Genomic DNA, 19,309 nt, shown 5'->3' with positions numbered 1-19,309 from the left:
GATTGAGCCAGTCATGCGGCGGAGAAGAGTACGCCTTGTTGGAAGGCGTACTCTGCAAGATCAGTTGGGAGCCAGTCTGGCCAGCTGTTTTCGCTTGAGCACCCATGCGGCAAGGCGTTTGAGGCCAATGCCGGTGCGGAATTCGAATTCTTCGAAGTGGAAGTTGCGCGGGGTCACGCCGTGACGGCGCAGACCAGTTCGCAGCGCTTCACGCAAGGTGGTGGGGCCGCAGAATGAGACTTTGGCGCTTGCGAGGTCGCCATTGACCGCATCCGCGATCATGTCCGCCGAGAGACGTTTGCCTTCGCCGGATGCGATGACGTGCAGGTTGAAGTTGGATTTGGATTTGGCAATCTTTTCAAGCTCGTCCAGATGAGGTGCTGCGCCGCGGGATTTGACGCAGTAGAACAGGTCAACTTGCGGTGCGGATGCGTCCAGCGCGTTGGCCCAAGCCAGGAATGGGGTGATGCCGATACCGCCCGCGACCCAGACCTGACGTTTTTTACCGGCAAGGCGAAAGCGGCCAAAGGGGCCTTGAACCTGGACTTCCTGGCCAGTTTTCAGCGATTTTCCCAAGCCATAGGTGAAATCACCCAAAGCCTTGATCGTGACGCGCAGGGTGCCGTCAGGCTCAATCGCGGAAAAGCTGAACGGGTGGGGTTCGCCCTTGCCTGCGCCGGTAAATCGCAGGACGCCGAATTGACCGGGCAGGGGTTTGATACCCTTTTTGCGCGGTTTCAGAGTGATCGCCAGCGCGCCGCCGGTCTGGTCTAACGCGGCAATCTCATAGCCGCGCGAGGGGCGCAACCTTTCGGGCAAAAGCATCCAGGCATAAGCCGCGATCCCGGCGACGCAGAAGGCCCCGGTGAAGAGACCGGCAGGGTCGGACATGGCAAAGGGTTTCATGATGAACACAAAGTGAAACGCCCCAAAGGCAAAGAGTGCGCCCATGCCTTTGTGGGTCCATTTCCACAGGTGGTAGGGAATGAATGTGGCGATGGAGATGACAACGAGGATCAAAAGGCCATAGAGGCTGATCTCGCCCAGTGTTTCGGCCAGCTCGGTCAGGGCGGTTTCACGGCCCAGCCCGCGCATTTCGGCGTCGATTGTGTCGTGCAGCAGAATAGCGGCCATGGCGATGATGCCAGCCCATTTGTGTAGTACATAGACTCGGTCCAATCCGCCAAACAGCGCCTCGATACCCGGCAGGCGGGTCGAGAGGATCTGGCCCCATGCCATCAGGATAAGCGCAGCCAGCCCGAGATATTGCGAAAACAGCGCAGTCTGGTCGCTGACGTTGGGCAGGGCAAAGAGCTGGAATGCGGGAAACAAAGTGGTCCCAGCAATCAAAATCAATCCGATTGGGTTCATTGGGGGGTCCTTAGATCGCGGTTTTATGAGCGGTTTTTACAAGGTCGTCGGCCAGAAGGTCGTCGAGAAAAACGCTGAGAAGTTGCAGGCGGCCGCTGACGTCGGCCTTTTTGTAAACAGAGGCGCATTGCGCTTTGATCGTGCCCTGTTTGGTGTCGCGCAGGTCGGCCATTTCGGCGATGGAAAAACCTTTGATGGCCAGAATGGCCACTTCGCGTTCCGCGCCGGTTAGCTCCCAGTCGATAAAGCGTGTTTCCAGCACATCGCCAAACGCGCCCGAGGCAACTTTGATCTGGTCTTCCAGATGGGTGTGACGGCTGAGCAGGTGGCGCAATTCGTTGCCCGTAAAGGCGAGGCCAAAGAGCAGGGCGAGCGTGACAAGCGCCTCGAAGAGATCGCTTTCGGCAATGATATTTGGAGAGGTCGGCCAAAGCATGTCCCACGTGGTGTCCAGCAGGAAATAGGCGCAGCAGATTGCCTGCACTGCAAACAGTGACCAGAGGATTGTGGCGCGTGACATGGCTATTCTCCCTTGATGGGCAATGATGCGCCCTTTCTTAGAGGGCGCATCGACAAATTGTTAGAGCAATTTGCGCGTCATCCGCATTTTGCAACGTCGCCAAAGTGGCACGAGGTGGGATGCGGTGCGCATGAGGGCACGCTGCGTGAAGATGACGATCGGTTTAGCTGTCGGTTTCGTCCTCCTCATCTTCGTCGTCATCCTCTTCCTCGTCTTCGAGGTTGATCGCAAGAACGTCGCCGGTTTCGGGCGAAATTTCGATTTCGTATTCCTGTCCGTCCAGCATGGCCTCGACTTCGATTTCGTCGTCTTCGAACTCGATTTCCATGGATGTGTAGCCTTGGGCCTCTAGCGCGGCGAGAATATCGGTTTCGGTTGAACCAACCGTGTCACCCACGTTGATCTGCGCAAATGCCGCGCCAGGGATCAAAAGGCAGGAGAGGGCGAGAGCTTTGACGTTATCTTTCATGGTATTTCCTTTCAGGTTCTTGGGTCCCGCAGTGATTGCGGTTGACCAAACCTGAGCAGGAATGGGGCCGATATGAATTGGACTTTGGGTCGAATTCCGGCGGCTTAGGCCAAAGGTTTATGCCTTATTTTATTGAAATGTCCTGATTTTTCGGATTTTGAGCAACTCTGCGCTCTGGAGGCGGATCACTCGCGCAATTTGGCCAGAGTTGACTCAAGATCACCGTACCCGGTGAAGCGGCGTTCAAAGGCGAGGCCGAGGCGGTCTGCACATGCCTGCGCCTTTTCGGTGAGGGCCTGGTCATCAATCTGAGCCTGATAGATAAGTTTTTCGTAGTTTCCAAAATACATGTCGATCAGTTCGGGGTGCCGGTCCAGCCCCATGGGTTTCCAGATGAAGGCATCAAATTGGCGGACCAGAAAATCCGTCAGGTAAAAGGCGGTGAATTCGGTTTCCGAGATTTCGGCAAAGCGGTCGTTGCCCTCAAAGAAGCTGTAGCAATGCGGGCCTTCGACCATCTCAACACCCAGTTCAGCGCAGGTGGATTGTAATATGCCGCCCGTGCCGCAATCGGCGTAGACCACAAAAATGTCGTCATAAGAGTCGCGGTGTTTTTCGACCGCGGCGCGTACGGCACCGGGGATTTTTTTGGGGTGGATATGGAAGATCGCCGGTAGGCATGTGAGATCCATATGGTCCCAGCCATTGGCTGTCTTGAGGTCGATGATTTCACGCGCCAGCGCACCGCAGGCCAAAAGCAGGATACGGCCTTTTCCAGTGGCCTGAAGACCGTCTTTGGTGAGAGTGGTGTCGCTGGGGATCATGACGCAGGTGTCCATTTGGCGTGGTCGAGGCGATAGGTGCTGAACGGGGCCGGGCCGGGGCCCAGATCAAGGGTGCGCTCATCGATATAGACAGCGCCCAGTTTTTCGGTGGCTTTACGCGAACGGGTGTTGGCGGGATCAACATGCAGCCAGACGGCATCAAAGCTGTTGAACAGATGTGCGAACATCAGGTCTTTCATCTCGCGGTTAGCGGGGCCACCCCAATAGGCGCGCGCCAGAAAGGTAAAGCCGATGGACGCGCAGGGCGGGGATTCCGGGGTGAGGTAAAAGCTGGATGTGCCGATGATGGTTTTTCGGACGCCTTCCATTACAACAAGCGCGGTTTTTCGGGACAACAGGAAATCGAAATATGGGTCGAATACGGACCGGATATGGCGATCATGTGCCGGGTGCTGGCGCCAGATTTCAGGATCAGAGGCCGCTGCGAAGAGTGGTTCGCGGTCGAGAGACGACAAAGGCCGCAGCGTTAAACTGCGGCCCTTTAGAATGGGCTGCGGATCGCATCCGCCCCAGCTCATCCTGCCAATTGGTTGTGTTTGCGCGACACGAATTCCTTGGCGGTTTCCACCGCAACAGCCGCGTCACGGCAATATGCATCAGCACCGATGGCTTTGCCGAACTCTTCGTTCAGTGGTGCGCCACCCACGAGGACGATATAGTCATCGCGAATGCCCTGTTCGACCATCGTGTCGATCACGACCTTCATGTAAGGCATTGTGGTGGTTAGCAGGGCTGACATACCCAGGATATCAGGCTCTTCGCTTTCCAGCGCTTCGAGGTAGTTCTCAACCGGGTTGTTGATGCCCAGATCGACCACTTCGAAACCTGCGCCTTCCATCATCATGGACACGAGGTTTTTGCCGATGTCGTGAATGTCGCCTTTGACCGTGCCGATCACCATCTTGCCAACGCGAGGCGCGCCGGTTTCTGCAAGCAGCGGTTTCAGGATGAACATGCCACCCTTCATCGCGTTTGCAGCCAAGAGTACCTCAGGTACAAACAGGATACCGTCACGGAAATCTGCGCCAACGATTGTCATGCCGCCAACCAGAGCCTTGGTCAGAACATCGTATGGTTGCCATCCACGTTCCAGCAGAATGTTGACCCCTTCTTCGATCTCTTCTTTGAGACCATCGTAGAGATCATCGAACATCTGTTGGACGAGTTCTTCGTCATCAAGTTCTGACAGGATGATGTCTTCTTCTTCTTCCGACATGGCCAAGTCCTTGCTAGCCGACGCGCGCGTCTAAGTTTCGTTTTGTCCCCCCCAATTTGTCGGATTGGGACGAAATGACTGTCTGATAAACGACATAGCCGACGCTGGTTCCGACTTGTAAGTGAAAAAATGCGCCATTGCCGTGAAAGTTTTGCATGTCAATTATGGGGTTTGTTGCGCTCGTTCTCTTTTTGTTCTAAAATGCCGTATGGAGCGCAATGAAATCAACGAAATAGACGTCGGAGCGGGTGACGAACGGGGCCAACGCATCGATCCTGAACGACGTCGAGGGCGCGCGGCAATCAGCAATCGCGCCTCGCGTTACGATTTGCAGCGAGTCGAAGAGAACGACGGTTGGGACATGGCCGAGGAGCGCGCAGTGTTTCGCACCAGCGTCGCGTTGGAAGAACCGCGCAGCGTGATCTCGCGCAATACCTCGCCGGACCTGCCATTTGATCGGTCGGTCAACCCTTATCGCGGGTGCGAACACGGGTGCATTTATTGTTTCGCGCGCCCGACGCATAGCTATCTTGGCTATTCGGCGGGGTTGGATTTTGAGACACGGCTGGTGGCCAAACCGAACGCGCCAGAGGTTCTGGCGCGCGAGCTGAGGCGCAAAGGGTATCGCGTGGCGCCAATTGCGTTGGGCACAAATACCGATCCTTATCAACCGCTTGAGCGGGATCACGAGATTATGCGGCAAGTGTTGCAGGTGCTGCGCGACTTTCGCCATCCGGTACAGATCACCACCAAAGGTACATTGATCGAGCGCGATCTCGACATCCTGTCCGAGATGGCAGATTTGGGATTGGTGCAGGTGGGCGTGTCGGTGACGACGCTGGACAATCGTTTGTCGCGCCTGATGGAACCCCGAGTGCCAATGCCGTCGCGACGTTTGGCGACAATGCGCAAGTTGAGTGAGGCAGGTGTTCCTGTGCGTCTTATGATGTCGCCGGTCGTGCCGTCGATCACGGATCATGAGGTCGAGGCAATTGTTGGCGCGAGCGCCGAGGCTGGCGCGCAGGCGATGAATTGGATCATGCTGCGATTGCCGCTGGAGGTGTCGGAGCTGTTTCAGGAATGGCTGGAGAGCCATTTTCCAGACCGGGCGGCGCGGGTCATGGCGCGGGTGCGAGAGATGCATGGCGGGCAGGATTATGACGCCCAGTTTGGGCGGCGGATGCGCGGCGAGGGGCACTATGCCGAGATGATCGCCCACCGGGTCAAGCTGGCACAGCGCCGGTTTGGTCTGGCGCGAGACATGCCGCGTATGCGGTGCGATCTGTTTGCGCCGCCGCTTGGGACAGCGCAACAGCCGAGTTTGTTCGACTGACGTAAGCCAGATGGCGCATTCAGGCGTTGGCGGTTGTTGGATCGATCATAGTTTTGACTGGCGTGATTGTGGTAGCCGGAAACCCGCTGAGTTCGGCATGTTTGCGAATGTCCGCTTCGCTCTTCGCGAGGTAGACGCAGAACGTTTTGTTGCCCGCGACATAAGAATGCTGCCACTGAATGTTGGGAGAAAGCCGAGCCAGAACGTCATTGGATTTGCCTGCTGCGCCACAGAGTTCGGCTTGTGTCATATCGCCAATGCCGGGTAGGTCGCGTTCGATGATGTATTTCTGCATGTTAAACTCCATAAGAAAAACTTTCGGTAATGAATCTTTTTAGCGTATATTTGCAGGACATTCTCGTCAGTTTACGTTTCTCTTTGGAAAGAAAACCTTGTTTCGATGAAGGTGTCACATCTAAATGCATGGCGCGCGGTTGAGGCTGTTTTGCGTCTTGGGAGCGTGTCCGAAGCGGCGCAAGAACAAGGTGTGACCACCGCAGCGATCGGCGCGCGTATTCGTGAGCTGGAACGCCGTTTGGACCGGCCATTGTTTCGCAGAGAGGGGCGAGGGCTGGTGCCATTGGCGCAGACACGTGACGTTGCGGGCCGCCTGAGCGACGCGATGCACGCCATCGCTAATGTTCAGGATACCTTGTCCGTTAATGCGCGTGGCCGCCGGATTGCCCTAGCGGTCACGCAGACCTTTGCCGAGAACTGGTTGCCGCGTCACATGCCAAGCCTGATGGCGCGTCTTTCTGGTGTTGATTTGCGACTGGATACAAGCTGGGATGTTGTGGATCTGGCGCAATGTGGGTTCGACTTTGCGATCCGATACATGGGCGAAGCGGGTCCGGCGTATGGCCAAGTTACGTTGTTACCTAGCGGAGTTGTGCCGGTATGCACCCCGAGCTTTGCGAAACGGTATGGGTTGCGCCCGGGGTGTGAGACTTTGGACGGTATTCCAGTTGCACATATCGACGTCCCCACGTCTGATCCCGATTGGTGCAACTGGGACCAATGGAGCCTGCGTACTGGTATCGCACTAGGTGATGCGAAGGAGGCTCATTTTACCTTGTCTGGAAGCGGCTTGCGCGTTGCGTCGTCTGGTATGGGATTGGTTCTGGGTGGGATATCCGAAATGTTTCACGAACTTTCGGAGGGGCGTTTGGTGATGCCATTTGGCCCAAAAACCCATGTGACGGGTCAATATTGGCACAAGCTAATCTGGCCGAGAGACCGGCATCACGGTCCGTTGCAGCGTCAGTTTATTGATTGGATAACAGAGCAATCTCGCGCGGACAGGCGCGTGATGCAGGACGTTTTTGAGTGGGCCTGCTGACGCAAGATTATCCGCGGCGGCGGGACCGGCGGCGTTCGCGCACAGGGGCAACATCGTCGCCGGTGCCGTCATTGGCAGATGAAAACGCGCCCAGAGATGCGGTGATCTGTTCGAGACTTGGGCGCACACCACGTGGGCGGTTTTCCAGCGCATCCCGCATCGAAGACAGGTGTTCGGCCATAGTGCCACAGCAGCCGCCGATAATGGTCGCGCCGCAATCGCGTGCCATAACCGCATAGTCTGCCATCAATTCTGGCGTGCCATCATAATGAATGTGGCCATCGACATATTTTGGAATGCCCGCGTTGCCCTTGGCAATGATCGGAGTTTCGGTGCCTTGGGCGGAGAAGCCCAGAACGGTGCGCAGCAGATCAGCAGAGCCGGTGCCGCAGTTTGCACCAAATCCCATGGGCGGGTTGGGCAGATCCTGAACCATTTGTACCATATCGGCGGATGTCACACCCATCATGGTACGACCGGCGGTGTCAAAGCTCATCGTGCCGCACCAAGGCATGTCGGCGCGGGCAAAAGCTTCGGCGGCGGCACGGTATTCTTCGGGTGCGGAGATTGTTTCAAGCCACAACACGTCGGCGCCACCTTCCTTAAGGCCTTCGGCCTGTTCGTGGAAGATTTCGACAGCGTCGGCGTGGCTGAGGGAACCGACGGGTTCCATGATTTCACCGGTTGGGCCGACCGACCCGGCCACGATGACAGGGCGACCAGCAGCGTCAGCCACTTCGCGTCCAAGTTCGGCCGATTTGCGCGAAAGTTCATGGGCGCGGTTGGCTGCATTGTGCAGTTTCAAGCGCGCGCTATTGCCACCAAAGGAGTTGGTCAGGAAAATATCAGACCCTGCATCTACGGCAAGTTTATAGAGTTTTTTGATCTTTTCGGGCTGTTCGTCATTCCACATTTCGGGCGCATCACCCGAGCTGAGACCCATGTTGAACAGGTTGGTTCCGGTCGCGCCGTCGGCCAAAAGCCAATCGCGGGTTTCCAACAATTTGGACAGTGCATTGGTCATAGCGCGCTCCTCGGAATTTCGTGGGGATTATTGTTTTAGGATCGCCGTTTCGCACGGGGGGATTGTGAAGGCAAATGCATATTCCGCAGAATGATTATGAGTTTTGCGCATGTTGGCACGTTTGCGGTGGAGTGGTGGTCGCGACCAGCTGGGTCGGACGGTGGACGGCCAGCGACAGATCAGCGATGGCGCTGACCAGATGCAGATTGGTCGGTGCCGCCATGTAAAGAGGTGCCCAGCGCGGGGCAAAACAGGACTTGAACTGTCTCAATCCGGGGCCGCCGCCGCGCGTAAACACTTGTTTTCGGACGGTGTTTTTGACTGACTTGGCTTCGGACGGGCGCGCCGGAGCGGCGGCAAGCGACACACGTGGTATGGCCAGCATTGCGGCGTCTGAGATGGCGCTTTGAACGAGTAGGTGGGTGGTACCGTCCGGCGCATCAGGAACCACGCGGATCAGGTCGAGGCACCATTCAGGTTCGGATGTATGAAAGCTGACAAAGCCGAGGAGGCGAGCGCCAATATAGGCGCAATAGACACGCTGGCGCGCAACGTAACCCTTTTCAAGCCGTCCCATTGTCAAGCCGCGCGCAATACCATGGCGCGCCTCCCACAGCAGTGAGACCCGCTGCATTTCACCAAAGGGAAGCGGCCCGCGAACGCGGACAGGTTCGACGCCTGCCTTTTGTGCATGGCGCAGTTTGCGGCGCAATTGCCGATAAGGCGGGCCGGTCAGGCTGTGCCGGTTGGGGTCAACAAATGCCTCGTCGGCGATATGGATCACAGACCACGCTGCCGTGCGGGCCAGCGCGGCCTGTCGGGCGGAAATTTTATAGGCGCATGGCACGCGGTTTTGAGCGCGCGCAGCGGTTTGCAGTGGCGCGCAAAGTTTGTCCAAGGTGCCAATGCAGGGGTCAAAAAGCATTGTGAGTGTCTGGGTGGTGCGCAACACGCCGCAAGTGCCGTTGTGGTGGCGAAACATGGTGCCCTGACTTTGTGCCAGTACACCAAGTTCGGCGCGGCCTGGCGTAAACTTTGAGATGTCACCAAGAAAAGTTTGCTGCTCTGGTTGAGCGGCGTGCGGTTGCGTTGTGCGTTTTCCGGTAAGATTGATCAGCAAGGTAACCCCTGCCAACAATGCTGGCAGCGCATAATAAATGGCGCGAAAGCCGAGGATGCCGGCCATAACCTCTGGTGCTGGCACGGCGGGCAAGAGCGCAATCATGCTCAGCTCAAACGGGCCGACGCCGCCGGGCGTGCCGCTGAGGATCGCGGCGCCAAGTGCGATCAGGAAGACGGGCAGCAAGGTTGCGAAGGATAAATCAAGTGTGGCGGGCATAAGGAGGTGCAGCGCAAGTGCTGCAAAGACTGTATCGAGCAGGCAATAGGCGAGGATGGCGGCAATCGCGGGCAGGGTGGGAAGCTGGATTAACAGGTTTCTAAGGCGCAATGTTGGGGTGATCATGGCACGTCCGATCAAGAACAGGGCAGCGCCGAGAATGGCCCAGACCACGAGGTCAGGCACGAGGCGAACAGGTTGAAACATCACGCATACCGAGATCACCACTGCCAGCGCGCCCAAAAAGGTGAGAGCAACAAACGCTGAAACCCGGGCGGCCTGCGCAATTGACAGGTCGGGCATCAGCCGCCAGCGCACAAAGCTGCCCACGAGGGGCCCAGCACCCAGCGTTTGACCCAGCGCAATGGCAATCGCGCCGGTATACATAGCGCGCCCCTGCGCGCGGGAGAGCCCGAAATGGCGCAGTGCAATCACGTCATAGCGCGCAACGGCCAGAAAACTGAGACAAGTACAGAGGATTGCGCCAAGCCAATGCAAGGGCGGTACTTGGGCAAGGCTGTGCGTGACAGTTGCGATGTTCAGCCCGTCAAGTTGTCGCATCAGTATGACGCAGCAAATCCCCCCAAGGATCAGAGGCCAAACAAGGCGCGCGGCACCAATAATGCGGCGGCCGGGGCGCGCCATTGCGCGACCAGCGGATGGTATATTCATGGATGTCTCCCAACTCCGAACCCGAGGATCAGTTTGGGACGTCAGGGTTTCGAGGCCCTTAACAGAGACAATTGAACATAAATAAACCCATTTGGGTCAGGGTGTTGATGCCGTTGGTTGAACAAAAAAACGCGCGGGCCGGAGCCTGCGCGTTTTGTATGTCAGCCTGTCGGAGAAACGATCAGGTTTCGTTCATCAACTGTTCGCGCGCCATTGCCAGAAATTCAGCGCGTTTGGCCCGGATCACGTCGCCGTCGACCTTGCCATCAAGGTCGCCTGCCACTTTGCGGATAACATCCTCGTGCCCGGCTTCTTCGAAATCTGCTATCACGACGGTTTTGGCATAGGCATCTGCGTCGTCGCCGGTTTTGCCAAGCTGTTCGGCCACCCAGAGGCCCAGCAGCTTGTTGCAGCGTGCTTCTGCTTTGAATTTCATTTCCTCGTCATGGGCAAATTTGTTTTCGAAAGCGTTTTCGCGGTCGTCAAAGGTGGTCATGGTCCTGAGGTCCCTTGCAGGTGTTTCTGTTACATCAGATATGCCCTTTGCAAGCAGATGCCGCAAGGGGGGCTGGTGCGCTTGCGACAATGGCGCCCATCCAGTAAGAGGGCGCATGTTTTCCGGGACTCACTCCCGGGTGAGAAGGAATGACAGCCATGGCGCGCGGCAAAAAAATCTATGAAGGCAAAGCCAAAATCCTGTTCGAAGGCCCCGAGCCGGGCACGATTGTGCAGTATTTCAAGGATGACGCGACCGCGTTTAACGCCGAAAAGAAAGACGTGATTGATGGCAAGGGCGTGTTGAACAACCGCCTGAGCGAGTATTTCATGACCGGTCTGACGCAGATTGGCGTACCGACTCATTTTCTAAAACGACTGAACATGCGCGAGCAGCTGGTGCGGTCCTGTGAGATTATTCCGCTGGAAGTGATCGTGCGCAACTTTGCCGCTGGCACGATGAGCAAACGATTGGGGATCGAAGAAGGTACGCAATTGCCACGCCCGATCGTGGAATATTGCTACAAGGATGACAGCCTTGGTGATCCGCTGGTATCAGAAGAGCATATCGCGGCTTTTGGCTGGGCGAGCCAGCAGGATATGGATGACATTCTGGGCCTCGCGCTGCGGGTGAATGACTTTATGTCGGGTGTGATGTTTGGTGTCGGGATCAAGCTGATCGATTTCAAGATCGAGATTGGCCGTGTCTATGAAGGCGACTTCCAGCGTTTGGTTGTGGCCGATGAGATTAGCCCTGACAGCTGTCGTTTGTGGGACATTGAGACCAACCAGAAGCTGGACAAAGACGTGTTCCGCCGAGATCTGGGCAGCCTGACAGATGCCTATGCCGAAGTGGCGCGGCGTTTGGGTGTCCTTCCCAAAACGGGCGGACATCCTAAGCCGACTTTGGTGAACTAAGGCGCTGGGGACGCAGGCGGTGTGCCAATTGGCACATGGTGTGCAGTAAGTATTTTTGGCGAGATGAAGCCGGGGTGCGGCTTTGTCTTCTATCCGGAGAGACAGAAAATGAAAGCACGTGTGTACGTGATGTTGAAAAATGGTGTTCTGGACCCGCAGGGCGAGGCTGTGCGTCACGCGCTCGGGAGCCTTGGGTTTGATGGCGTCGAGGGCGTGCGTCAGGGCAAGGTGATTGAGCTGGATCTGGCTGAGGGCACGACCGAGGCGACAGTGAACGAGATGTGCGAGAAGCTGTTGGCCAACACGGTCATCGAGAGTTATCGCGTCGAACTTGGCTGATATTTGATCTTTTTGTTGCAAGACCGGGTTGCAAGAATTGGGGCGACGCCCTAGCCTTTGAACTGTTTTCAAAGGGCTTGGGGGTCGTTTCATGATCCGGCATGCCGGATTGGTTCTTGTGTTTCTGGGTGTTGCGCTGTTTGGCGCGGCGCCTTTTGTGCGGGCGCAGGATGCGCAGCACAACCCTTTGGCGCTGGCCGATGAGAGCCATCGCGCGGCGGCGGATGCGGGTGATCCTTATGCCGCGTATAGCTATGTGTATCCGATCTTTCTTAATTCGCGCATGAGCGAAGCGACCATCCGCGCGGTTTTGCCGTATTTGGAAATTGCCTATGAAGGCTGGCGCAATGGCACGGACGAAGAACAGGTTTATGCCGCTTATGCCGCGCGCCAGATCGGGCAATCGCTGTCGAATATTTCGGATCACGCTGATGCGTTGAATTGGCTGAGCCGGTGTATCCGTATTGTGCTGCCTAATCTGACCTCGCCCGAGAACGAGGTGCAGCTTGCCTTGTGTTACGAGGATATGGCGATTGCGCTGCAAGCGCTGGAGCGCCATGGCGATAGCCTGCCGTATCTGGGTCTGGCGCGGCGATTGTATCGGGCCAATATCGGCAAGATGCCGGAAATGGAATTTTCGGTCGCAAATACGTTGCTGAACGAGGGTGTGGGGCTGGATGGGTTGAAACGCTTTCGCGAGGCGATTGGCGTTTACGAAGATGCGCTGGAGCTGTTTGAGGCAGTTGACCATCCGAGGGCGGCGATTTCGGCGGCCTATGTCGCCAATAATGTTGGCGTGACTTATTGGAAGCTGAAGGAATATCAATCCGCCGAAGCCTGGATCAAGCGCGCCCTGCCGGTGATTGAAGAGATGGACGGGCCATTGGCCGACACAACCGGCAAGGCGCGGATGAATATTGGTATCGTGATTTCCGAAGAGGGTCGCTATGACGAGGCGATACAGTGGGGCATGTCGGCCATGCCTTATATCGCCGCTAATCGCGTTCAATCCCTTGGCGATCAGAGATGGATGTTCGAAATGTTCTCGCGCGCTTTCGCGGCCAAGGGGCAGCGCGAGCGGGCGATATTCTTTGGCAAGATGGCGGTAAACGCGCAACAGGAGCTGCGGGCGCGTAATGCGTCGCTGAGTGACAGCGGCACCGAGGCGTTGCGGGCCGAGTGGCGCCGACTTTATCGGGATCTGGCGGATTTGTTGATTGAAGCGGGGCGCATCAGCGAGGCACAGGCCGTTTTGAACATGGAAAAGGAGGAAGAGGTTTTTGAGTTTCTGCGCCGCGATGGCGATGCGGGGCTGGAGAGCACGAGGGCCATTCTGACCGATGAGGAATTGAGCGCGGAGGCCAAGCTGGCTGCGCTGGCGGGGATTCCGATCGAGGCCGAACAGGAGCTGCGCGCGCTTTACACCAAGCTGGACAACGGAACGGCAACCGAGGCCGAAGAGGATCAGCTGTTCCTGTTGGAAGACGCGTTGCAGGTAGCAACGGAACAGTTTGATGCGGCGGTGGAGGCGTTTCTGGTTCAGGTCGAGGACGAGGCTGAGCGCGCTGGATTGGAGCAACAGTTTGACGCGGTTGGGGCTTATCAGGATGTGCTGGCTGGGTTGGACCGGTCAACGGCCATATTGCAGGTGGCAGCGTTGGATGAAGCGGTGCATCTGTTCCTGACACTGCCAGGAGTGACGCTGCACGAAGAGGTGGCTGTGACCAAGGGAACTCTGGCGCGGCAGGTGCTGGAGGCGTTGCAGCTGATCGAAGAGCAAAGCCCGGAGGCCGAGGCGGCGTTGGGGCTGTTGCACGATCAAGTGTTCGCCCCGGTGCGCAATGCGCTGGAAGATGCCCAAGTTGAGGTGGTTATGCTGAACCTTGAGGGGTTCTTGCGTTATGTGCCCTTTGCAGCATTACATGATGGCGAAGGGTATCTGGTAGAACGCTTTGCATTTTCGCTGTATTCACCCGCGGTGCCAACACAGTTTGGCCGTGGTGCGCGGGATGCGGACAAGGCCGCCGGGTTTGGCGTGACGCAGGCCCATCCGGGGTTTTCACCGTTGCCAGGTGTCGCCAATGAGATCGAAACGATTTTTGCGGCCAGTGATGGGCAGGGCGTATTGCTAGGCGATGCGGTGCTGGACGAAGGGTTTGATACGCGGTCACTGCGCAAGGTTTTGGCGCGCAAACCGGGGATTTTGCACATTGCCAGTCACTTTGCCTTGATGCCGGGTCAAGAGGACGACTCCTTTCTTTTGTTGGGGGATGGTAGCCACCTGAGCCTAAGTGAGATCCGCGAAAAGCGGGCATTCCGGTTTCGCGGTGTCGATCTGCTGACCTTGTCGGCCTGTCAGACGGCGCGGGGCGGAGATGGGTCCGAGATTGATGGGTTTGGCGCGACGGCGCAGTTGAACGGCGCGAGTGCTGTGATGGCGTCGCTATGGCCAGTGGCGGATGCGGCGACGCCGATCCTGATGCAGGATTTTTATCGCGGTATGATCGATGACGGGTTTGACAAGGCCGAGGCGCTGCGCCGTGCACAGGTAGCGATGTTGAACGGTGATGCCACCGGCACGGGGGCGACGCGGGCGGCCGAAGCAATGGATGAGGATTTTGGCGACATCGGTTTTGCCCATCCCTATTTCTGGTCGGCATTTGTGCTGATGGGCAATTGGCTCTGATTTCGGGGTGGATTGCGCGGGCCAGATGGGCTAGGGGAGGCGCAAATCAGCCACCGGTTTGTGGCAGAGACCTAGGAGAGCCATAATGCGCGCAGCTGTCATCGTATTTCCCGGATCAAACTGTGACCGTGACCTTGCCGTGGCGTTTGAGCGCGCGGGCATGGATGTGACCATGGTCTGGCACAAAGACACCGACCTGCCCGAAGGGTTGGACATTGTGGGCGTGCCCGGCGGTTTCTCGTTTGGCGATTATCTGCGCTGTGGTGCGATTGCAGCCAATTCGCCGATCTGTAAGTCGCTGATCGCCCATACCGAGCGCGGTGGTTACGCACTTGGTGTTTGCAACGGATTTCAAGTGCTGGCTGAGACGGGCATTCTGCCCGGTGCGCTGCGTCGCAATGCGGGGCTGAAGTATATTTGCCGGACTGTTGGGCTTAAGGTGGAAAACAGCGACACCGCGTTTACGGGCGGATATGAAACCGGTCAGGTGATCGACATTCCAATCGCGCACCATGATGGCAACTATTTTGTGACCGACGAAAAGCTGGCGCAGCTGCGCGATGAGGGACGGATTGCGTTCACTTATACCGATAACCCTAATGGCTCGGTTGCGGATATTGCGGGTGTCGTTTCCAAGAACGGTCGGGTCCTGGGCATGATGCCGCACCCAGAGCGGGCGGCGGATGATGGGCATGGCGGCACCGACGGGGTGGCAATGTTCCGCTCGTTGATGGACCAGTTGGCCACTGCCTGACTTGAGGCACGAGGCAGGGGCGCGTAACCTTGGCGCCATGACTGCACCCTCCACACAAGATCCGGACCTGCCCCGTCCCAGCGCTGCCAGTTGGCGCGCGCGGTTGGCGTTGACGGTCCTGTGCGTGCTGGCAGGGCTGACGATCTGGATCACCAACAGCCTGTTGACGGATCGTTTTACGCAGAACACCAGTAATCGGGCCGAGCTGCGGCTGGCGCTTTATTCGGGGAACCTATTGTCGGAATTGCGGCGCAATGCGATTGTGCCCCAGTTGCTGGCAAAAGACCCGGAATTGATTGGCGCGCTGACCACGGGCGACTTTTCGCAATCAACAGCACGTCTGATTTCCTTTGTCGAAGAGATCGGCGCGGCGTCGCTGGTGTTGCTGGACGAAGGCGGGCGCGCAGTGGCAGCGACGGACCGCACGCGATTAGGCACAAATTACCGTAGTGAGAGCTTTTTTGTTGAGGCGTTGAGGTCGAACGCGACGTTGTTTTTTGTCTCCGAAGACGCAACAGGCAGCAATCGGTTCACCTATTCGCGGCGCATAGATGATCAGAGCCAATCGATCGGTGTGATTGTGGTTGAGGTGGATCTGCACAAGTTTGAAAGGGCTTGGGCCGGTATTTCAGATGCGGTCTATGTTTCGGACAGTCAGGGCACGAGTATGTTGGCCTCGGAACCGCGCTGGCGCGGGTTGACTGAAGAGGCGGCATTGGTGCGCCAGCCGGCACAGGGCGCAATTGAGCGGGCGATTCAGGCAACGGCGGACTGGGCGCAATTGCCGGGGGATACCTATTTTCAGGGCGAAGCGGTGATGCGCAAGGATGTGCGTATTCCGTTTCGGGGTTGGCGCATGACGTCGTTCACCAGCTACAACAGTGTGCGCGAAAAGGTGAACGCGGTTCTTGCGTTGGAGATCATGGGATTCGCCATTCTGTTGGCGCTGGCCTTTTACCTGCTGAGTCGTAAAAGCGCGGTCCGCATGGCGTTGTTCCAGCGAGAATCGGTAGAGCTTCGCGCGCTGAACATGCGTTTGCAGCGAGAAATTGCCGAACGCGAGCGGATGCAGCAGAGCCTCGAAGTCGCTGAGCAGAGCCTTGCGCAGAGTTCCAAGCTGGCAGCCTTGGGCGAGATGTCGGCGGCGGTGAGCCACGAGTTGAACCAGCCGCTGGCGGCGATGAAAACCTATCTGGCGGGAGCCGGGCTGTTATTGCGACGCAACCGCCCGGACGAGGCGCTGTCTTCGTTTCAGCGGATAGACGATCTGATCGAACGCATGGGCGCGATCACCAAGCAGTTGAAATCATATGCACGCAAGGGTGGTGACGATTTTGCGCCGGTTGATATGGGCGGTGCGCTGGCGTCAGCCTTGTCGATGATGGAACCGCAATTGCGCCAGCGTCACGTTCAGATCAGCCGGATCGTTCCCGAAGCGCCGGTGAGCGTGATGGGAGACCGGGTGCGCATTGAACAGGTGATGATCAACCTGCTGCGCAACGCGCTGGATGCGACCGAAGGCTTGGATGATCCCGAGATTGACGTAATTTTGGCCGCTGGTGAGACCGCGATCCTTACGGTGCGCGACAATGGTCCGGGTATTGAGAATCTGGACGAATTGTTCGAGCCGTTTTTCACCACCAAGCAGCCCGGCGACGGTGTTGGGCTTGGCCTCGCGATTTCGTCGGGGATTGTAAACGATCTTGGCGGGCGCCTGACGGCGCGCAATGGGCATGACAGGGGGGCTGTTTTCGAAGTGCAGCTGCCCATTTTGAATGAAGATGTAGAAGCAGCGGAGTAAACGTGTGGCTCAGGGTATGAAGATCGCCATTGTCGATGATGAACAGGATATGCGTCAATCGATCAGCCAGTGGCTGGCCTTGTCCGGTTATGACACCGAGACATTTGCGAGCGCTGAAGATGCGCTTAAGGGGCTGGGAGCGGATTATCCGGGGATTGTAATCACCGATATCCGGATGCCGGGTATGGACGGGATGCAGTTCCTGAAAAAGCTGATGGGGGCCGACAGCGCCTTGCCGGTGATCATGATCACGGGGCATGGTGATGTGCCCATGGCAGTCGAGGCAATGCGTGTTGGTGCGTATGATTTCCTTGAAAAGCCGTTTAACCCGGATCGCATGACGCAGCTGGCCAAGAAGGCCACGTCGATGCGTCGTTTGACGCTGGACAACCGTGCGTTGCGGCGCGAGCTGAGCGATGGCGGGCAGATCATCAAGAAACTGATTGGGGCCAGCCCGGTGATGGAACGTCTTAAGGAAGACATTCTTGATCTAGGGCAGGCTGACGGGCATGTGCTGATCGATGGGGAAACCGGCACGGGCAAAACGCTTGTTGCCCATGCGCTGCACGCGGTTGGCAGCCGTGCGGGCAAGAAGTTTGTGCTGGTAAGCTGTGGCGCGTTTGAAGAAGATGCGCTGTCGCGACGGTTGTTTGGGCCAATGATGCCTGAGGACAGCCAGTTGCCCGCCGTTGAGGAAGCGCGCGGCGGCACGCTGTTGCTGGAAGACATCGAGACGCTGAGCGACGGGTTGCAGGCGAAGTTGCTAAACGTGATCAACGAGCAGGGCACCCCGTCAGAAACGCGGATCGTGGCGATTTGCAATATGCAGGAACAGGACCGCACCTGCGAAGATGCTCTGCGGTCTGATTTGTACTACCGGTTGGCGGCTCTGCGCATCACGGTGCCACCTTTGCGCCAACGGGGCGAGGACATCCTGACGCTATTTACGAGGTTGAGCGAGCAGTTTGCCGATGAATACGGCTGTGAAGCACCGCAGGTCAGCGCACAAGAGGCCGCACAGCTGTTGCAGGCGCCATGGCCGGGCAACGTGCGTCAGTTGATCAATCTTGCAGAACGAGCGGTGCTGCAATCGCGTCGTGGCGGCGGTACAATTGCGTCGCTGCTTATGTCGGATCACGAGGAAATGCAGCCGGTTATGACCACCGAGGGCAAGCCGCTGAAGGAATATGTCGAGGCATTTGAGCGGATGCTGATCGACAACACCATGCGCCGCCATCGCGGATCGATAGCCAATGTCATGGAGGAGCTTTGCCTGCCGCGTCGGACGTTGAACGAGAAGATGGCCAAATATGGCCTGCAACGCGCGGATTACCTCTAAATCTAATTAGATTTCGCCATGTAGGAAAACGTGACTGACAAAACAGGGTCGTGGGATTGAGTTCCACTGCCTTGTTTGTCATTGGAGCAGGTAGGTTGCACCGCCATCAGGAGGCCCGCGCGATGACACTGCCTGCTGCATTCTTGTTTGATATGGATGGTTTGCTGCTCGACTCTGAGCGCGTGATGATGAAGGTCTTTCTCGAGTTAACCGATGGGTTGGCTCTGGATCACGAGGCGTCGACCGTATTTTTTCTGAACCTTGTTGGCACGTCCAGCGCAGAAACGGACAGGCGTCTTGTTGATTTCCTGCCGAAAGAAGTCAAACAGGACTGGTTTTTGGCTGAGTTTCGCAATCGATATGACGTCCAATCGCAAAAGGGTATCCCGCTGAGGCCACATGCCATGGAAGTTGTGCGCCACTTGCACATGTTGGGTGGGCGGATGGCGGTTGTCACGTCTACCAAAGGTGTTCTTGCGCGTAGAAAGCTGGAAAAAGCAGGGTTGCTGGCGATGCTTGTTCATGTACGGGCAGGCGACGAAGTGCGTGCGAACAAACCAGACCCGGCCCCCTATATTCAGGCGGCTGAGGCGTTGAATGTGCACCCTGCGGATTGTATCGCATTTGAGGATAGTGATGCGGGCATTACCGCAGCAAGAGCGGCCGGATGTCGTGGATTTCAAATACCAGACCTGCGCCCACCCGAACAGCCATTTCCTGATTTGGGACAAGAGGTTGTCCCAGACTTGCGCGCAGCGCTTGACCGGCTCGGTCTTTGGGCTTGATCTTTGGACAGGCACCCCGCTTTGCGGGCGGTTCATCGGCGCCGTAACGTTTCCCCATTGTAAT

At 57.3% G+C, this 19,309-nt stretch carries 19 protein-coding genes; 9 read left to right on the top strand and 10 right to left on the bottom strand.

Annotation, left to right across the window (positions count from 1 at the left end; all coding sequences use genetic code 11):
* Positions 1-60 precede the first annotated feature (60 nt).
* The 6 genes from CLV88_RS12105 to CLV88_RS12080 form a co-directional block, all read right to left on the bottom strand.
* Positions 61-1,371 (bottom strand): ferredoxin reductase family protein, encoded by a 1,311-nt coding sequence (locus tag CLV88_RS12105; protein WP_106608655.1) that lies wholly within the window; start codon positions 1,369-1,371, stop codon positions 61-63.
* A 10-nt stretch (positions 1,372-1,381) separates the two neighbouring features.
* Positions 1,382-1,891, bottom strand: coding sequence for a helix-turn-helix transcriptional regulator (locus CLV88_RS12100; protein WP_106608654.1), 510 nt, complete (start codon positions 1,889-1,891; stop codon positions 1,382-1,384).
* A 163-nt stretch (positions 1,892-2,054) separates the two neighbouring features.
* The gene (locus tag CLV88_RS12095) at positions 2,055-2,360 is read right to left on the bottom strand and encodes a PepSY domain-containing protein (RefSeq protein WP_106608653.1); all 306 of its coding nucleotides are present in this window, start codon (positions 2,358-2,360) and stop codon (positions 2,055-2,057) included.
* 185 nt (positions 2,361-2,545) lie between these two features.
* Positions 2,546-3,184 (bottom strand): DUF1638 domain-containing protein, encoded by a 639-nt coding sequence (locus CLV88_RS12090; protein ID WP_106608652.1) that lies wholly within the window; start codon positions 3,182-3,184, stop codon positions 2,546-2,548.
* Positions 3,181-3,723 carry a GNAT family N-acetyltransferase gene (locus CLV88_RS12085; protein WP_106608651.1) on the bottom strand — a complete coding sequence of 181 codons (543 nt, stop codon included), beginning with the start codon at positions 3,721-3,723 and terminating at the stop codon, positions 3,181-3,183. Before CLV88_RS12085 ends, CLV88_RS12090 begins: the two co-directional genes overlap by 4 nt.
* Positions 3,720-4,421 carry a corrinoid protein gene (locus tag CLV88_RS12080; protein WP_106608650.1) on the bottom strand — a complete coding sequence of 234 codons (702 nt, stop codon included), beginning with the start codon at positions 4,419-4,421 and terminating at the stop codon, positions 3,720-3,722. The genes CLV88_RS12085 and CLV88_RS12080 overlap by 4 nt, the downstream gene beginning before the upstream one ends.
* Positions 4,422-4,629: 208 nt before the next feature.
* Here CLV88_RS12080 and CLV88_RS12075 point away from each other — a divergent pair, with 208 nt between their 5' ends.
* A complete protein-coding gene (locus CLV88_RS12075; protein ID WP_106608649.1) occupies positions 4,630-5,754 on the top strand; it encodes a PA0069 family radical SAM protein in 1,125 nt (374 codons plus the stop codon).
* Positions 5,755-5,773: 19 nt separating this feature from the next.
* Here CLV88_RS12075 and CLV88_RS12070 read toward each other — a convergent pair whose 3' ends face one another.
* Complete coding sequence (locus tag CLV88_RS12070) at positions 5,774-6,049, bottom strand: DUF4242 domain-containing protein (protein WP_106608682.1); 276 nt, start codon at positions 6,047-6,049, stop codon at positions 5,774-5,776.
* 105 nt (positions 6,050-6,154) lie between these two features.
* Between CLV88_RS12070 and CLV88_RS12065 the strand changes: the two genes are divergently transcribed.
* The gene (locus CLV88_RS12065) at positions 6,155-7,093 is read left to right on the top strand and encodes a LysR family transcriptional regulator (protein ID WP_106608648.1); all 939 of its coding nucleotides are present in this window, start codon (positions 6,155-6,157) and stop codon (positions 7,091-7,093) included.
* 7 nt (positions 7,094-7,100) lie between these two features.
* Here the strand turns inward: CLV88_RS12065 and bmt are convergent, their stop codons facing one another.
* From bmt to CLV88_RS12050, 3 genes are all read right to left on the bottom strand, one after another.
* Positions 7,101-8,117, bottom strand: coding sequence for a betaine--homocysteine S-methyltransferase (gene bmt / locus CLV88_RS12060; RefSeq protein WP_106608647.1), 1,017 nt, complete (start codon positions 8,115-8,117; stop codon positions 7,101-7,103).
* Positions 8,118-8,211: 94 nt separating this feature from the next.
* Complete coding sequence (locus CLV88_RS12055) at positions 8,212-10,128, bottom strand: phosphatidylglycerol lysyltransferase domain-containing protein (RefSeq protein ID WP_106608646.1); 1,917 nt, start codon at positions 10,126-10,128, stop codon at positions 8,212-8,214.
* A gap of 181 nt (positions 10,129-10,309) precedes the next feature.
* Positions 10,310-10,624, bottom strand: a complete 315-nt coding sequence (locus CLV88_RS12050; RefSeq protein ID WP_106608645.1) for a DUF1476 domain-containing protein — start codon at positions 10,622-10,624, stop codon at positions 10,310-10,312.
* Between the two features lie 158 nt (positions 10,625-10,782).
* On the opposite strand from CLV88_RS12050, the gene purC reads away from it, so the two are divergent.
* The 7 genes from purC (at position 10,783) to CLV88_RS12015 (ending at position 19,245) form a co-directional block, all read left to right on the top strand.
* Positions 10,783-11,541: a phosphoribosylaminoimidazolesuccinocarboxamide synthase gene (gene purC, locus CLV88_RS12045; RefSeq protein ID WP_106608681.1), complete on the top strand. Its 759-nt coding sequence runs from the start codon at positions 10,783-10,785 to the stop codon at positions 11,539-11,541.
* A 108-nt stretch (positions 11,542-11,649) separates the two neighbouring features.
* A complete protein-coding gene (gene purS, locus CLV88_RS12040) occupies positions 11,650-11,880 on the top strand; it encodes a phosphoribosylformylglycinamidine synthase subunit PurS (protein WP_106608644.1) in 231 nt (76 codons plus the stop codon).
* Between the two features lie 91 nt (positions 11,881-11,971).
* Complete coding sequence (locus CLV88_RS12035) at positions 11,972-14,566, top strand: CHAT domain-containing tetratricopeptide repeat protein (RefSeq protein WP_106608643.1); 2,595 nt, start codon at positions 11,972-11,974, stop codon at positions 14,564-14,566.
* A gap of 85 nt (positions 14,567-14,651) precedes the next feature.
* Positions 14,652-15,320, top strand: coding sequence for a phosphoribosylformylglycinamidine synthase subunit PurQ (gene purQ, locus CLV88_RS12030; RefSeq protein ID WP_106608642.1), 669 nt, complete (start codon positions 14,652-14,654; stop codon positions 15,318-15,320).
* 37 nt (positions 15,321-15,357) lie between these two features.
* A complete protein-coding gene (locus CLV88_RS12025; RefSeq protein WP_106608641.1) occupies positions 15,358-17,121 on the top strand; it encodes a sensor histidine kinase in 1,764 nt (587 codons plus the stop codon).
* A 4-nt stretch (positions 17,122-17,125) separates the two neighbouring features.
* Entirely contained in the window at positions 17,126-18,460 is a 1,335-nt protein-coding gene (locus CLV88_RS12020; RefSeq protein ID WP_106608640.1) for a sigma-54-dependent transcriptional regulator, read from the top strand.
* A 122-nt stretch (positions 18,461-18,582) separates the two neighbouring features.
* A complete protein-coding gene (locus CLV88_RS12015) occupies positions 18,583-19,245 on the top strand; it encodes an HAD family hydrolase (RefSeq protein ID WP_106608639.1) in 663 nt (220 codons plus the stop codon).
* Positions 19,246-19,309: the final 64 nt, after the last annotated feature.

It is taken from the genome of Shimia abyssi (assembly GCF_003014475.1).
Lineage (GTDB): Bacteria > Pseudomonadota > Alphaproteobacteria > Rhodobacterales > Rhodobacteraceae > Shimia > Shimia abyssi.
Note: the sequence above shows the minus strand (reverse complement) of the source record. Positions and strands in the feature narration are given on the sequence as shown.